At 63.9% G+C, this 15,374-nt stretch carries 16 protein-coding genes, 1 tRNA gene and 1 other RNA gene; 6 read left to right on the top strand and 12 right to left on the bottom strand.

Annotated features, from left to right (window positions below):
• Positions 1–4: 4 nt before the first annotated feature.
• The 7 genes from BSY18_RS05190 to tkt form a co-directional block, all read right to left on the bottom strand.
• Positions 5–823, bottom strand: coding sequence for an inositol monophosphatase family protein (locus tag BSY18_RS05190; RefSeq protein ID WP_069049894.1), 819 nt, complete (start codon positions 821–823; stop codon positions 5–7).
• A 15-nt stretch (positions 824–838) separates the two neighbouring features.
• Positions 839–1,402 (bottom strand): elongation factor P, encoded by a 564-nt coding sequence (gene efp, locus BSY18_RS05185; RefSeq protein WP_054133022.1) that lies wholly within the window; start codon positions 1,400–1,402, stop codon positions 839–841.
• A 419-nt stretch (positions 1,403–1,821) separates the two neighbouring features.
• Entirely contained in the window at positions 1,822–2,463 is a 642-nt protein-coding gene (gene thiE / locus BSY18_RS05180) for a thiamine phosphate synthase (protein ID WP_069049893.1), read from the bottom strand.
• Positions 2,460–3,359 (bottom strand): fructose bisphosphate aldolase, encoded by a 900-nt coding sequence (locus BSY18_RS05175; protein ID WP_069049892.1) that lies wholly within the window; start codon positions 3,357–3,359, stop codon positions 2,460–2,462. Before BSY18_RS05175 ends, thiE begins: the two co-directional genes overlap by 4 nt.
• A 54-nt stretch (positions 3,360–3,413) precedes the next feature.
• Positions 3,414–4,604, bottom strand: coding sequence for a phosphoglycerate kinase (locus tag BSY18_RS05170; protein WP_069049891.1), 1,191 nt, complete (start codon positions 4,602–4,604; stop codon positions 3,414–3,416).
• Between the two features lie 29 nt (positions 4,605–4,633).
• Positions 4,634–5,641: a type I glyceraldehyde-3-phosphate dehydrogenase gene (gene gap, locus BSY18_RS05165; RefSeq protein ID WP_069049890.1), complete on the bottom strand. Its 1,008-nt coding sequence runs from the start codon at positions 5,639–5,641 to the stop codon at positions 4,634–4,636.
• Between the two features lie 37 nt (positions 5,642–5,678).
• Positions 5,679–7,652 (bottom strand): transketolase, encoded by a 1,974-nt coding sequence (gene tkt / locus BSY18_RS05160; RefSeq protein ID WP_069049889.1) that lies wholly within the window; start codon positions 7,650–7,652, stop codon positions 5,679–5,681.
• Positions 7,653–7,848: 196 nt separating this feature from the next.
• Here tkt and BSY18_RS05155 point away from each other — a divergent pair, with 196 nt between their 5' ends.
• The 5 genes from BSY18_RS05155 to BSY18_RS05135 all read left to right on the top strand — a co-directional run bounded on the left by BSY18_RS05155 (position 7,849) and on the right by BSY18_RS05135 (position 9,485).
• On the top strand, positions 7,849–8,055 hold the full coding sequence (locus BSY18_RS05155; protein ID WP_054133028.1) for a hypothetical protein: 207 nt from the start codon (positions 7,849–7,851) through the stop codon (positions 8,053–8,055).
• A gap of 5 nt (positions 8,056–8,060) precedes the next feature.
• Entirely contained in the window at positions 8,061–8,435 is a 375-nt protein-coding gene (zapA, locus tag BSY18_RS05150; RefSeq protein WP_069049888.1) for a cell division protein ZapA, read from the top strand.
• A 7-nt stretch (positions 8,436–8,442) separates the two neighbouring features.
• Positions 8,443–8,599: non-coding RNA, 6S RNA (gene ssrS, locus BSY18_RS05145), on the top strand.
• 86 nt (positions 8,600–8,685) lie between these two features.
• A complete protein-coding gene (locus tag BSY18_RS05140; RefSeq protein WP_150126212.1) occupies positions 8,686–9,279 on the top strand; it encodes a 5-formyltetrahydrofolate cyclo-ligase in 594 nt (197 codons plus the stop codon).
• Positions 9,276–9,485, top strand: a complete 210-nt coding sequence (locus BSY18_RS05135) for a DUF2842 domain-containing protein (RefSeq protein WP_054133031.1) — start codon at positions 9,276–9,278, stop codon at positions 9,483–9,485. Before BSY18_RS05140 ends, BSY18_RS05135 begins: the two co-directional genes overlap by 4 nt.
• 71 nt (positions 9,486–9,556) lie before the next feature.
• On the opposite strand, the gene BSY18_RS05130 is transcribed toward BSY18_RS05135, so the two are convergent.
• Positions 9,557–9,633 (bottom strand) — tRNA-Asp (locus tag BSY18_RS05130).
• Positions 9,634–9,687: 54 nt separating this feature from the next.
• A complete protein-coding gene (locus BSY18_RS05125; RefSeq protein WP_069049887.1) occupies positions 9,688–10,857 on the bottom strand; it encodes an AI-2E family transporter in 1,170 nt (389 codons plus the stop codon).
• 191 nt (positions 10,858–11,048) lie between these two features.
• On the opposite strand from BSY18_RS05125, the gene BSY18_RS05120 reads away from it, so the two are divergent.
• Positions 11,049–11,513, top strand: coding sequence for a hypothetical protein (locus BSY18_RS05120; RefSeq protein WP_054133033.1), 465 nt, complete (start codon positions 11,049–11,051; stop codon positions 11,511–11,513).
• A 143-nt stretch (positions 11,514–11,656) separates the two neighbouring features.
• Here BSY18_RS05120 and BSY18_RS05115 read toward each other — a convergent pair whose 3' ends face one another.
• From BSY18_RS05115 to BSY18_RS05105, 3 genes are read right to left on the bottom strand one after another with little or no spacing between them, the layout of a single operon-like run.
• Positions 11,657–12,946, bottom strand: coding sequence for a dihydrolipoamide acetyltransferase family protein (locus tag BSY18_RS05115; protein ID WP_069049886.1), 1,290 nt, complete (start codon positions 12,944–12,946; stop codon positions 11,657–11,659).
• A 6-nt stretch (positions 12,947–12,952) separates the two neighbouring features.
• Positions 12,953–13,957: an alpha-ketoacid dehydrogenase subunit beta gene (locus BSY18_RS05110; RefSeq protein ID WP_069051712.1), complete on the bottom strand. Its 1,005-nt coding sequence runs from the start codon at positions 13,955–13,957 to the stop codon at positions 12,953–12,955.
• Between the two features lie 38 nt (positions 13,958–13,995).
• The gene (locus BSY18_RS05105; protein WP_069049885.1) at positions 13,996–15,270 is read right to left on the bottom strand and encodes a 3-methyl-2-oxobutanoate dehydrogenase (2-methylpropanoyl-transferring) subunit alpha; all 1,275 of its coding nucleotides are present in this window, start codon (positions 15,268–15,270) and stop codon (positions 13,996–13,998) included.
• Positions 15,271–15,374: the final 104 nt, after the last annotated feature.

The raw sequence follows: 15,374 nt of genomic DNA, 5'->3' as shown, positions 1-15,374 counted from the left end.
GCGATCAGCGCAGCGCGCCGACCAGCAGCTTGTGCAGGCGCGAATGCAGGGAATCGTTGCCCGCAATCACCTGCTGGCGCTCCATCGGCTGGGCACCACCGCGATAGTCGGTGACGAACCCGCCGGCTTCGCGGACCAGCAGAATTCCGGCGGCCACGTCCCAGGGCTTGAGGCCGCTTTCCCAGAATCCATCGAACTTGCCCGCGGCCACCCATGCGAGGTCAAGCGATGCTGCGCCGAACCGGCGGATACCGGCGACCTCGGGTGCGATCGCACCGAAGATGCGGGTCCATTCGCCGATATCGCCATGACCCAGGAACGGAATGCCCGTCGCAATCAGCGCCTCGTTGAGGCTGCGGCGACCCGACACGCGCAGGCGCCGGTCATGCAGCCAGGCGCCGCGCGACTTTTCCGCCCAATAGCTCTCGTCGGTGACCGGCTGGTAGATCAGCGCAGCGCTGATCTCGCCCCAGCCTTTGCCGTCCAGAGTGGGCTCCTGAACCGCGATCGAGATCGCGAAATGCGGGATGCCATGGAGGAAGTTGCTGGTGCCATCGAGCGGATCGATGATGAAGCGCGGCTTGCCGGGTTCAGCAGGAATATCGCCGCCTTCTTCGAGCATAAAGCCCCAGCCGGGACGCGCCTTGCTCAGCTCGTCATACAGAATGCGTTCGGCGCGCTGATCGGCCTTGGAGACGAAGTCCGCCGGGCCCTTCTGCGAGACCTGCAGATGTTCCACCTCGCCAAAGTCACGACGCAGGCGGCCGCCCGCCTTGCGCGCGGCGCTTTCCATGACACGGATGATGGCTGAGATGGCAGGCATTGCAATAAGATCCGATCAATCCGCCTTGCGGACATATTCCTTGGCATAGACATCGACGACGATGCGCGTGCCACTGCTGATGTGCGGCGGCACCATGACGCGCACGCCGTTGTCGAGAATGGCGGGCTTGTAGCTCGACGAGGCGGTCTGCCCCTTCACCACGGCATCCGCCTCGACGATCGTCGCTTCGATCTGATCGGGCAGCTGCACCGAGATCGGGCGCTCGTCGTACATTTCGAGCGTCACCTGCATGCCGTCCTGCAGGAAGGCAGCTTCATCACCCAGCAGCTTGGCCGCGATGGTGATCTGCTCGTAATTTTCCTGGTCCATGAAGACATAGGCTTCGCCGTCGGCGAACAGGAACTGGAAGTCCTTGGTATCCAGACGCACCTTCTCGACCGTATCCTGGCTACGATAGCGGATATTGGTCTTGCGGCCGTCTTCGAGGTTCTTCATCTCGACCTGCATGAACGCGCCACCCTTGCCGGGCTGGGTATGCTGGATCTTGGCGACCTTCCAGATGCCGCCTTCGTGTTCCAGAATGTTGCCGGGGCGAATATCGACACCGCTGATCTTCATGCGAGGCTCGTTTCCATCAGGTTTCAGGGAATGGACAGGCCCTCTAGGCGCTCGCCGCTGGCATGGCAAGGCTTTTGGGAAGCCACGCAGACCCGTGTTCTCCAAACCGCCACGATCGACAAAGGGCTTCGGTCGAAGCCGGTGCGATGCCTGTCGAGATGCCCCCTCAATGGCTGTTTCTTCCTATATAGCGAAGCTGGCAGATAGTAGGTGGAGAACATCGCTCAAAGCTGCTAAACATCCGCAGCGGATTGGACCAACAGATCATGCCATTGTTCAGCATCAAGACGCCCGCTGCCGGTATTTTCGGCAAGGCCACCAATCAGATAGCCTCCGCCCATACGGTGCGTGGAGAGGCCCTGCCCGGTGTCGAGGAGTTCGAAGCCGACTTCGTGAGCTACTTGAGCCGGCTGGAGGCTTCAGCCCGCGTCTGCACCGCTGTCCTTGCCCATCAGGGCAAGGAGCTTTCGCACGGCTGAGGCCGGACCCTCGGGGTAATTCCATACCCCGCCCGATACCGCGATAAAATCCGTCCCCGTGGCAATGATCGAAGCGGCATTGTCCACCGTGATCCCGCCAATGGCGACGCAGGGCGGCTCCATCATCGAAGACCACCATTCCAGGATTTCCGGCTCGGCCTTGATCTTCGCATCCTTGGTGCTGCTCGGGAAGAAGGCGCCGAACGCGACATAATCCGCGCCCATTTCGCCTGCTTCCAGCGCCATATGGCGGCTGTTGTGGCAGGTCACACCGATCTGCGCATCCTTGCCCAGCTCCTCGCGCGCGTCGCGCGGGTCACCATCGCCCTGCCCCAGATGCACGCCATCGGCGCCCAGCCTTTTGGCGAGCGCGACGTCGTCGTTGACGATGAACGCACAGTCATGCTCGCGGCAGATCTCGAGCAGCGGCGCGGCGAGCCTTGCCGCCTCGTGCTGGTCGATATCCTTGACGCGAAACTGGAAAGCGGCGACCGGGCCTGCTTCCAGCGCCGCGCGCAGCCGTTCGGGAAAATCCCCGCCCACATCGAGCGGGGAAATCAGATAGAGTTCGCAGCCGGTCAAGCGATCGAGGCCTGATGGATCTCGTCGATCGCGCCGCCGAGCGAGGCGTCGAACTCGTCGTCGCTCATCTGGTGCTTGAGATCGTTGAGCAGCGCGCGCGAGAAGCTGGCGATGATGCCGTTGTTCTTGGCGAGCTCGGTGCACGCCTCAGTACGGCTGAAGCCGCCCGACAGCGCGACCACGCGGATGACGGCGGGGTGGCTGACCAGATCGGCGAACAGGCCGGCCTTGGCGGGAAGCGACAGCTTCAACATGACGCGGCGCCCTTCGGGCAGCGCATCGAGCGCCTTCCTGGTCTCGGCGAGCAGGATTTCGTCGCACTGGGCGCGCGTCTCGCTCTTGATGTTCACTTCAGGCTCGATGATCGGGATCAGGCCGTGATCGAGGATCTCGCCTGCGACCTCGAACTGCTGCTTCACGATCGCGGCAATTCCGGTTTCGGACGCCGAGTTGATCACCGAGCGCATCTTGGTACCGAACACGCCCTTGGCCTTGGCGCGCGTGAGCAATTCACCCAGGCCGCCGATCGGCTTCATCATCTGCACGCCGTCGGCTTCGTCTTCCAGGCCCTTGTCGACCTTGAGAAACGGAACAACGCCGCGCTCCCAGAGCAATGCGGGCACGCTCTTGCCGCCCGCTTCGCCATCCATGGTCCGTTCGAACAGAATCGCGCCGATCACCTTCTCGCCGTTGAAGCAGGGCGAGGTCACGATCCGGCTGCGCATGCCGTGGATCAGCGCGAACATTTCCTCGTCGCTGCCCCACGCACCGTCGTCGATGCCATAGCCCTTGAGCGCCTTGGGGGTCGAACCGCCGCTCTGGTCCAGCGCGGCGATAAAGCCTGCGCCGGTCTCGATCTTGGCGAGCATCTGGTCGAAGTTTGCGGTGTCGGTCATCTCGGTTCCCCTTGGGTCTTTGCCAGGTTTTTTAGTTGAACTCAGGTTGCAGCCTCAGGCCTCGAGAGCCTTGACGCCGGGCAGGACCTTGCCTTCCATCCATTCGAGGAAGGCGCCGCCAGCGGTTGAAACAAAAGAGAAATCGTCCGCGACACCAGCATGGTTGAGCGCCGCGACGGTATCGCCGCCGCCTGCCACCGAAACCAGAGTGCCTTCGCGGGTGAGCGCTGCCGCGGTGCGCGCGAGTGCGACGGTCGCGGTATCGAACGGCGGATATTCGAACGCGCCCAGCGGACCGTTCCACACCAGGGTGCGGCAGGTCTTGAGCACGTCGGACAGCGCCTCGACCGCAGCTGCACCGACATCGAGGATCATTTCGTCGGCGGCGACTTCATGCACATTGGCGGTGCGGCACTCGACATTGGCGCCGAACTCCTTCGCCACCACCACGTCATACGGCAGGTGGACGGTGCAGTTGGCCTTGTCCGCGGCATCAAGGATGGCGTTGGCGGTATCGGCGAGGTCATGCTCGCACAACGACTTGCCGACATCGACACCGCGCGCGGCGAGGAAGGTGTTGGCCATGCCGCCACCGATGATCAGATGATCGACCTTGCCCACCAGATGGGTGAGCACATCGAGCTTGGTCGAGACCTTTGCGCCGCCCACGACAGCCGCAACCGGATGCTCTGGATTGCCCAGCGCGGCTTCCAATGCTTTCAATTCGGCCTCCATCGCGCGACCGGCAAAGGCGGGCAGCAGATGCGCGAGGCCCTCGGTGGTGACGTGCGCGCGGTGCGCAGCGGAAAAGGCATCGTTGACGTAGAAGTCACCCAGTGCGGCCATCTGCTTGGCCAGCACGGGATCATTCTTTTCCTCGCCAGGATAGAACCGGCTGTTTTCCAGCACGGTAATGCTGCCAGGCTCGAGCACGTCGATCGCATGCCTGTCGGGCGATGCCAGAAAGCCGACATGCCGCCCCATTACCTCGCCCAGCGCCTCGGCGATCGGGCGCAGCGTGAATTCGGGATCGGCCTTGCCCTTGGGGCGACCGAAATGCGCCAGCACCAGCACCTTGGCGCCATGATCGGCGAGTTCGGCGAGCGTCGGCATCGCCGAACGCAGCCGGGTGTCATCGGACACCCGGCCTTCGTGGATCGGTACGTTCAGATCTTCGCGAACCAGAACAGGCTTGCCCGCCACGCCGTGACGGTCGGCAAGCAGATCATCGATGGTCTTGAACATACCGGACTTTCTATCGTTGCTTGGGGCGATCAGAGCAGACCGGCCATCACGCCTGCGGTGTCGACCATGCGGTTGGAGAAGCCCCATTCATTGTCGTACCAGCTGATCACGCGGACCAGCTTGCCGTCGATCACCGAGGTTTCCAGGCTGTCGATGGTCGAACTGGCAGGATCGTGGTTGAAGTCGATCGAAACCAGCGGCTCGTCGGTATAGGCGAGCACGCCCTTGAGCGCGCCTTCCGACGCCGCCTTGAGCGCGCCGTTGATTTCTTCAACGGTCGTGTCGCGGCCCGGGGTGAAGGTCAGGTCGACCAGGCTGACATTGGCGGTCGGCACGCGGATCGCCGACCCGTCCAGCTTGCCCTTGAGTTCGGGCAGCACGAGGCCGACCGCACGCGCAGCGCCGGTGGTGGTGGGGATCATCGACATGGCAGCAGCGCGCGCGCGGCGCATGTCGCTGTGGATCTGATCGAGGATCTTCTGGTCGTTGGTGTAGCTGTGCACGGTGGTCATCAGGCCGCGCTCGATTCCGACGGTTTCATGCAGAACCTTGGCCATCGGCGCGAGGCAGTTGGTGGTGCAACTGGCGTTCGAGACGACCAGATCATCCGAAGTCAGAACGCCATGGTTCACGCCGAACACGATGGTCTTGTCAGCGCCGCCGGCGGGAGCCGAGATCAGCACGCGCTTGGCGCCTGCAGTCAGGTGCGCGCTCGCCTTTTCCTTGTCGGCGAAGAAGCCGGTGCATTCGAGCGCGATATCGACGCCCATTTCGCCATGCGGCAGCTTGGATGGATCGCGCTCGGCAGTGACGCGGATCGCCTTGCCGTTGACGACAATGGTGTCGCCCACGGCTTCGACGGTGCCGGGGAACGGGCCATGCACGCTGTCGCGCTTGAACAGCAGCGCATTCGACTTGGCGTCGGCCAGATCGTTGATCGCGACGAGTTCAAGGTCGTGATCGGTCCGCTCGAGCAGCGCGCGCGCCACCAGACGGCCGATACGGCCAAAACCATTGATTGCAACCTTGACTGCCATCGGAAATTCTCCTGCGATTAATGTCGTGTAAGGTGTCTCAGCCCTGCCCCAGAGCGGCACGGACGGCGGGTGTGATCTTGTCTGCGGTCAGCCCGAAATGGTCGAACAGTGCCTCGATCGGCGCCGAAGCACCGAAGCTGTCGATACCGAAGCTCAGGCCGTCGGGGCCGGCATAGCGTTCCCAGCCAAAGGTGACGCCCGCTTCCATCGACACCTTGAGTACGTCGGCGGGGAGCAGATCGTTGCGATAGCTTGCGCTCTGCGCGTCGAACAGCGACCAGCACGGCATCGAGACGACGTCCGCACCGATTCCTGCGGATTCAAGCGCGTCGGCGACCGAAAGCGCCAGCGACACTTCGGAGCCCGTACCGATCAGCACCACCTGGCGCTTGTTGCCCGACGTCTTGATGCGATAGGCACCGCGCGCGCACTGGTTGCCATCGGATTCGACGCGGCGGAACTGCGGCAGGTTCTGGCGGGTCAGCGCCAGCACCGTCGGCGTCGCCGATGCCTGCAGCGCCAGTTCCCAGCATTCGGCGGTTTCCACTGCATCGCCGGGACGGAAGGTCAGCAGGTTGGGCATCATCCGCAGGCTCATGACATGCTCGACCGGCTGATGGGTCGGGCCGTCTTCACCCAGGCCGATGCTGTCATGCGTCATCACATAGATGACCCGCTGCCGCTGCAATGCCGAAAGCCGGATCGCGGCGCGGCAATAATCGGAGAACACCAGGAAGGTGCCGCCATAAGGGATCACGCCGCCGTGCAGCGCCATGCCGTTCATCGCGGCGGCCATGCCGAATTCGCGGATGCCATAGTTGACGTAGCGACCGCCGTAGTTTTCGGCGCTCATCACGCCCAGACCTGCGGTCTTGGTGTTGTTCGAGCCGGTGAGATCGGCCGAACCGCCCACCGTTTCGGGCAGGCGCGGGTTGATCGCTTCCAGCGCGAGTTCGGACGCCTTGCGGGTCGCGACCTTTTGCGGATCGGCGAGCAGGCCTGCGACATGCTGCGACAGGCCGAAGCCCTGCGGCAGATCGCCCGCCATGCGGCGCGTGAATTCGGCTGCCTTGTCCGATGCCGACAGACGCTCGGCCCATGCGGCATGGGTGTCCGCGCTGCGGCGGCCAAAGGCAAGCCAGGCGTCGCGGATATCCTGTGGCACATCGAACGGTGCGTGCTTCCAGCCCAGAGCCGCGCGCGCGGCATCGACTTCGGCGGTGCCCAGCGGCGAGCCATGCGTGGCCGACGTGCCCTGCTTGTTGGGCGATCCCTTGCCGATGATGGTGGCGCAGGCGATCAGCGACGGACGCGGATCGGCGATCGCGGCGTCCATCGCAGCGCGGATCGAGACGGGATCATGACCGTCGCAATCGACGACATGCCAGCCCGATGCCGTGTGCCGCGCGCGGATGTCCTCGCTGGTCGACAGATCGGTCGCGCCATCGATGGTGATGCGGTTGTCATCCCACAGCACGTTGAGATGGCCAAGCTTCAGATGCCCGGCAAGGCCGACGGCTTCGTGGTTGATGCCTTCCATCAGGCAGCCGTCGCCCGCGACCACCCAGGTGCGGTGATTGACCAGATCGTCACCGAATTCAGCATTGAGGTGCCGCTCAGCCATCGCCATGCCGACCGCCATCGCCAGGCCCTGGCCCAGCGGACCAGTGGTGCATTCGACGCCCGCCAGTTCGAAGTTCTCGGGGTGGCCCGCGCACGGGCTGTGCAACTGGCGGAAGTTGCGGATGTCCTCGATGGTCGGACGCGCATAGCCGGTGAGGTGCAGCGCCGAATAGATCAGCATCGAGCCGTGGCCCGCAGACAGCACGAACCGGTCACGGTCGGCCCAGTGGGGGGCGGAGGCATCGTATTTCAGATACTCGCCGAACAGCACCGTTGCGACATCGGCCATGCCCATGGGCATTCCGGGGTGACCGCTGTTCGCAGCCTGAACCGCATCCATCGACAGTGCCCGGACGGCATTGGCGAGATCTTCAAAAACCACGGACATCGCCTGTAAATTCTCCACACTGATCTCCGATCCGCACCGTAATCGCGTCGTACCGGAGGTTCCGATGTCGCAGAAACGCGCGCCGAGTCGGCTTTGGCGTCACCCTTTGGTATCCATGGTGCACCGCGTCAAGTTCCGCAAAGCGCGGCCTGGTGCAAATTATTGCATTTGTCATGATCGGTGCTAAAACCAATCCATGGCAAATGAACGCCTTATCCTCGCTATCGGACAATTGGAGCGAGCTTTAACGCGGCTGGAAACAGCGCAGGCCCAATTGAGCGAAGCCGCCGCCGCGCCGTCGGGCGCAGGAGATAGCGACATCGCCGAGCGCCATGCCCGCCTGAAAAGTGCCGCGGCAGAGGCTCTGGCTGGCATGGATGCCATTCTGGCCGGAAAGCGATAAATCCCATGCCCGACATGCGCCTCACTATCGCCGGACGCATCTACAGCGTCACCTGCAACCCCGGCGAAGAACAGCATCTCGCCCGGCTGGGGTCAATGCTGGACGGTGCCGCGCGCAAGGCGGGCGCATCGGGTGGCCTGAACGAAACCCGCGCGCTGCTGTTTGCCGGTCTGCTGTTGGCAGACGAGCTCGCCGAAGCCCAGGATCGCGAGGCCGAGGCCCTGACCGCACAGGCCGCCGCCGCCCAGCCTGCCAAGGGCCAGGGCGACCTGCTGGCGCATGACGAAGACATCGATCTGGCTGCCCGCGCAATCGAGCGATTGGCACTGCGGATCGAGAATCTGGCAGAAGGCCTTGAGAAGACGGCCGATCGGTCCTAAATCAGATATGGGACTGCCTGGTACGAGCTGCAGAGAACATCCCTGAGGCGATACATCTTCCAAGGGAGCTGTCCCTGCCCTGGCTCCGGCCAACGGTACACGGCGCCCACCTGACGTTACTGGCGTCAGAGGATATTCCAGCAAACGGCCAAGGCGGTTCCACCCATGGCCCCGATCCAGTCCAGCGCGAGCCTGGCCCCGGTGCGGGTGCCGGCTTTTTTCCATCCGCGCGGGCCAACAGGATGAACCAGTGACCACCCTGATCAGCAAGAAGCGTGAACTGCGCCGTGCCATGCGCGCCGCGCGGCTCGCCCATTGGCAGACACTACCCGATTCCCACCGTGCGCTGATCTTCGGACGGCCGCCGCGGATCATACTCCCACTGATCGAGCACGCCGAAACGGTAGGCCTGTACCACGCCATGCCCGGCGAGGTCCCGACCGCGCGCTATGCCGATCACATGCTCGACATGGGCAAGATGATCGCCCTGCCCTGGACCCGGTCAGCCGAGGGACCGATGATTTTCCGGTTGTGGACAGGATCCGAAGAAACGCTGGAGCAAGGTCCCTGGGGCCCGCAGCCGCATGCCGCGATGCCCCAGGTGGTACCCGGCGCACTGTTCATGCCGCTGGTCGCTTTCGATTCGGCTATGGGGCGGCTTGGCCAGGGCGGCGGGCATTATGATGCCTGGTGCGCGGCCAATCCCGATACACGCAGGATCGGGCTCGCCTGGACGGTGCAGCAGGCAGAGCGCGTCCCTGCCGAACCCCATGACATGCCGCTGGATGCGGTCATCACCGAGCAGCAGGTGCTGCTGCCGCACAACGAGAGAGAGTTTTCATGAAGCCGACCATGCGCAAGCCCGTGGGCATTTTTGCCATATTGGCGATCATCACCATCTGGGCGGTGATCGTGGCAAGCTTCTCGCAGATCATCGGCACGTGGCACATCGCCGTGCAGTCGGTGATCTATTGCATCGCTGGGATCATCTGGATCGCACCGATGCGTCCGCTGATGATCTGGATGGAAACCGGGCGCTGGCGCGCCTGATCGGCTGGCGATTTCAGGGAAGTTCCAACACCTGCGAGTGGCCATTTTTCCGGAGCAAACCTCCAGAGAAATGGCGCGAGTGACGGGGCTCGAACCCGCGACCTCCGGCGTGACAGGCCGGCGCTCTAACCAACTGAGCTACACCCGCATCGTGTTGGAGCGCGGCTGTTAGAATTGTCCTGCCCGGCTGTCAACACGTGTTTCAATTTTTCCCACGAACCGGTGAAAGTGGCTCAGTCGCAGGCGATTCCTTGTCGCCCGGCGCGCGGGTCAGCGTCCCCGATTCGAAAAGGAAACCGGCAATATCCGGCTTTCCAGCTGCGGCCACGACCGTCTGGATGATGATCAGCAGCGGCACCGCCAGCAACGCGCCGGTGGTGCCCCACACCCATGCCCAATAGCTCAGCGAGACGAGAATCAGCAGCGGGTTCATCGTCAGCCTGCGCCCCAGCACGGCAGGCGTGATCAGATTGGCCTCCACCAGATGGAACACGATCTGGACGCTGGCGGGAATCAGCGCGGTCCACAGGTCACCAAAGCTCATCAGCCCGCCCAGCGCCAGCAGCACCGCCGCCAGCACCGGTCCTATATACGGGATGAAGTTGAGCAGGGCGACGATGCCGCCCCACATCGCAGGCGATTCCATCCCCAGCATCCACACCACCACGCCCACCGAGACACCCAGCAGCAGGTTGATGATGGTGATGGTGGTAAGATAGGCCGATGTGGCCGATACGACGTTCTGGATGACCCGGGCGGTCGCCATGGCACCGGTGAAGCTGCCACGGCTGCTGATCGCGTTTTCGCGCAGCTTGGTCCATCCGGCGAGGAAGAAGAAGATCAGCAGCACGACGAATGCCATCTGCAGCGCCACCCCGGGCGCGGCGCTGGCGAACAGGTCGAGCAGCGATTCGGGCGATGCGGTTGCCGCCTTCTGCGCCTTGACCATCGATCCGGAAACCAGCCGGGTGGTATCGTCGACGAACTTCTGCAGATCGGAATAGAGATCGATCAGCGGCGCCAGATTCTCCATGATCTTGGGGATGCGATCGGGAAGCAGCAGGAACCAGTCCGCCGCTGGAACCACGATCACCGCCAGCGCGCCGTTGGCGATCGCCAGGAAAAGCACCAGGCACAGGAACGCCGCCGCCATGCTCGGCAGGCCGCGCCGCTCCATCCATTCCAGCGCCGGCACCAGCGCGATCGAAAGCACGATCGCCACCGCCAGCGGGAGGAAGAATTCGGCCCCTGCCCGCATCGCGAATGGAAAGGCGAGGAACAGGGCCACGCCTGCAATCAGCGCGAGCGCAGCCAGCAGGCGGTCGCGCCGCAATTCATCGGAAACAGCGCGATCTGTAGGAAGTAGCGACATGTGTGCAGATGCCCTTTGCCCGCAAATCGGGCTATCGCGGCTATATCTGCACCGAATTGGGTCCACAATCCAGCAGCATTGATGGGCCGTGGGCGGTGAAAAACTGCTGGCGCATTAACCATATGTTCGCCGCTGGTGCCTAGACAGCTGCTCAGCCGGACAGGGCCGGCGGGGGTAAATCGGGGTAAGGAATGCTGCGCACCACCATCGCGCTGCTCGCCTTGGCGGCGCCGGTCATGGCGCTGGCATCGAGCGATGTTCGGACAAAATCATCGATCTTCGTCGAACGGATCGACCCGGAGGGCAGCGGCGCGCGCCGCGTGCGGCTGGAACCTGCGCGTCAGGTCAGCCCCGGCGAGCGGCTGATCTATGTGGTGGAATACCGCAACATGGGCAACCGCCCGGTCCAGGGCTTTACCGTCACCAATCCCCTGCCCCGCACCGTGAGGCTCGACAAGACCGTAGACGGCAACGAGATGGTGTCGATCGACGGCGGCCGCAATTGGGGACCGCTGGGCACGCTGCGCGTGTCCCTGGGCGACGGAAGCTGGCGCCCGGCCAACCCCGATGACGTGACCCATCTGCGCTGGCAGGTCGGCGACCGGCTGATGCAGGGCGAGACCCGCCGGGTGACCTTCCGGGCGATTGTGAGGTAAACACAACGCCTCTCCCCTCCCGCCTGCGGGAGGGGTGGCTGAGGCGAAGCCGATGCCGGGGTGGGCCTGAAAGGGCTTAACCTTTGGCCCACCCCGGCCCGGAAAGCCGGGCCTGCCCCTCCCGCAAGCGGGAGGGGAGAAACTCAATCCGCGAAAATATAGATCGGCGTCTCGATCCGGCGCTTGAGCGCCTGGACGAAGCTGGCCGCGTCATAGCCGTCGACCACGCGGTGATCGCACGAGATCGACAGGTTCATCATCTTGCGGATGACGACCGCGCCATCGACCACCATCGGGCGCTCGACGATCTTGTTGGGGCCGATGATCGCGACCTCGGGCCGGTTGATCACCGGGGTGGTCGCAATGCCGCCCAGCGGGCCCAGCGAGGTCAGCGTCAGCGTCGAGCCTGACAGCTCCTCGCTCTTCGCCTTGCCGCTGCGCGCGGCGTCCGCCAGCCGCGCGATCTCGCTCGCCATATCCCAGACGCTCAGGGACTCCGCACCGCGCAGCACCGGCACCATCAGGCCCGCATCGGTCTGCGTCGCGATTCCGAGGTGCACCGCGCCAAATCGGGTGACAACATTGGCCTCGTCATCATAGCGCGCGTTGAGCATCGGGTATTCGCGCAGCGTCTTGCAGATCGCCGCGATCAGGATCGGCAACGCGGTCAGCTTGGGCCGATCGCCCCGGCTCGCGTTCATTTCCCCGCGCATATCCTCCATCTTCGTCACGTCGATTTCCTCGACATAGGTGAAGTGCGGGATGTTGCGCTTCGATTCGGCCATGTTCTGCGCGATACGCTTGCGCATGCCGATCACGCGGATCTCTTCGTCCGCCGCGCGGCCCGGCCCAGCGCGGGTGCCGCCATAGTTCAGATAGGCGTCGAGATCGGCATGGCGGATGCGGGTGCCTTCCGAAGGCCGCACCTTGGCGAGATCTATCCCGAGGTCGCGCGCGCGCTGGCGGACCACTGGCGATGCCAGCACCTTGGCGGAAGCTTCGGCATCGACCACCGTGAGTGCTGCAGCAGCCTTGGGAGCGGCCGGAGCGGGAGCGGGAGCAGGCGCTGCGACAGGTGCCGATGCAACTTCCTCGACCGGCGGCAGCTTGGGCGTCTCCGCCTCGATCACTTCAGGCTCGGGTGCGGTCTCGGTAACCGGCGCGCCGCCGACATCGCTGCCGTCGCCTTCGCCTTCGATCTCGATCTCGACCAGCATCGAACCGATCGCGATGACGTCGCCCTCGGCGCCGGCGACCTTGATCACGGTCCCCGAAACCGGCGATTCCATCTCGACGGTCGCCTTGTCGGTCATCATGTCGGCGATGCGGCCGTCTTCCTCGATGCGATCACCGATCTTGACGTGCCACGCCACGATTTCCGCCTCGGCAATGCCCTCGCCGATGTCGGGCAGGTTGAAGGTGTAGGTTGCCATGGCGGGTCAGTCCTTCATGATCTTGGCAATGGCGCGACCGATGCGGATCGGGCCAGGGAAATACGCCCATTCAAGGCTGTGCGGATAGGGTGTGTCGAAGCCGGTAACGCGCTCGACCGGCGCCTCGAGGTGATAGAAGCAGCGCTCCTGCACCAGTGCGGAAAGCTCCGCACCGAAACCGCTGGTCCGCGTCGCCTCGTGCACGATCAGGCAGCGTCCGGTCTTCTTCACCGAAGCCTCGATCGTCTCGATGTCGAGCGGCAGCAGCGTGCGAAGGTCGATCACCTCGGCATCGACGCCATTGGCCTCGACCACGGCCTTGGCGACATGCACCATCGTGCCATAGGCCAGGATGGTCAGGGCCTCCCCTGCCCGCACGATGTTCGCCTTGCCCAGCGGGATGCGGTAATGGCCGGTGGGCACATCTGCCGCCGCATGCTTGGACCAGGGCTCGACCGGGCGATCATAATAGCCGGTGAACGGGCCGTTGTAGATGCGCTTGGGCTCGAAGAAAATGACCGGGTCGTTGTCCTCGATCGCCGAGATCAGCAGGCCCTTGGCGTCGTACGGCGTCGATGGGATCACCGTCTTGAGGCCAGCGACATGGGTGAACAGGCTCTCGGGGCTCTGGCTGTGGGTCTGGCCGCCGAAGATGCCGCCGCCAAAGGGCGAGCGCACCGTGATCGGCGCGATGAACTCACCCGCCGAGCGATAGCGCAGCCGCGCAGCCTCGGAAATCAGCTGGTCGATGCCAGGATAGATATAGTCCGCAAACTGGATCTCGGGCACAGGACGCAGGCCGTATGCCCCCATGCCGACGGCAACGCCCACGATCCCGCATTCGCTGATCGGGGTGTCGAACACCCGGGTCTTGCCGAACTTGGCCTGCAGCCCCGCGGTGCAGCGGAAAACGCCGCCGAAATAGCCGACATCCTCGCCCATCACCACGACATCGGGGTCGCGTTCCATCATGACATGCATGGCGCTGTTGATCGCCTCGATCATGTTCATCTTCTTGATGTCCGCTTCTGCAGCGGCAACCTGGCTCATCACTTCGGCCATTTCGCAGCCCTTTCCTCGAGCGCCTGCGCCATCTGTTCCTGCAGATGCCAGGGAAGTTCCTCGAACACGTCCTCGAACATCGTCTCGAACGGCTGGTGCATGCCGTGGCCCAGCACGCCATTCTTCTCCGCTTCCTTGGTCGCGGCCTTGACCATCTCGGCGAGTTCCAGGTCCATCGCGGCATGCCGCTCGTCGTCCCAGATCCCCAGCCCGATGCAATGCTGCTTGAGCCGGTGGATCGGATCGCCCAGCGGCCATTCGGCGCTTTCCTGGGCGCTGCGATAGGCGGACGGATCGTCCGAGGTGCTGTGCCCCTCGGCGCGGTAGGTAAAGTGCTCGATCAGCGTCGGGCCCTTGTTCGAGCGCGCGCGTTCGGCCGCCCATTGCGTTGCGGCATAGACCGCCAGCGCATCGTTGCCATCGACGCGAAGCCCCGCGATGCCATAGCCGATCGCGCGCGCGGCAAAGGTGGTGCGCTCGGCCCCGGCGAAGCCCGAAAAGCTCGAGATCGCCCACTGGTTGTTGACGACATTGAGGATGGTCGGCGCGTTGTACACCGAGGCGAAAGTCATGGCGCTGTGGAAGTCGCCTTCCGCGGTCGATCCTTCCCCGCACCAGCAGCTGGCGATGCGGGTATCGCCCTTGATCGCGCTTGCCATCGCCCAGCCCACGGCCTGCGGATACTGCGTTGCGAGGTTGCCCGAGATGGTGAAGAAGCTGAGCTCGGGCACCGAATACATGATCGGCAGCTGGCGACCCTTCAGTTTGTCGCCGCGGTTCGAATAGATCTGGTTGATCATCTCGGTGAGCGCATAGCCGCGCCACATCAGGATGCCCTGCTGGCGATAGCTCGGGAACACCATGTCGTCGCCCTGCATCGCGGCAGCTGCGGCGACAGAGGTCGCCTCCTCGCCGGTGCACTTCATGTAGAAGCTGGTCTTGCCCTGGCGCTGCGCGCGATAGAGCCGCTCGTCGAACGCGCGGGTCAGCGCCATCGTGCGCAGCATCTTGAGCAAGGTCTCGGCAGGCAGGCGGGGGTCCCAGGCACCGACCGCCTTGTGGTCGTCATCGAGCACGCGCACCAGCCCGAAGCTGAGATCGCGCATGTCATGGGGGGAAACCGCCTCGTCGGGCCGAGCCATGCTGCCGGCAGCAGGCACGATCACATCGCTGAAATCGACAGGGTCGCCAGGGCGCGAGCGCGGTTCGGGAACGTGCAGCTCAAGCGGCGGCAGGTTCGATCTCAAAGGACCATCGGCCATCAAAAATCCTCTCGGGTCTGTGCACCGTCAGCCGGAAGAAGCTCTTGATGGCCTTTCGACTAATTGCACCGTCGAGACATATTATTTCAAGATTCGCGATAGGT

It is taken from the genome of Blastomonas sp. RAC04, assembly GCF_001713435.1.
GTDB classification, from domain to species: Bacteria; Pseudomonadota; Alphaproteobacteria; order Sphingomonadales; family Sphingomonadaceae; genus Blastomonas; species Blastomonas fulva.
Note: the sequence above shows the minus strand (reverse complement) of the source record. Positions and strands in the feature narration are given on the sequence as shown.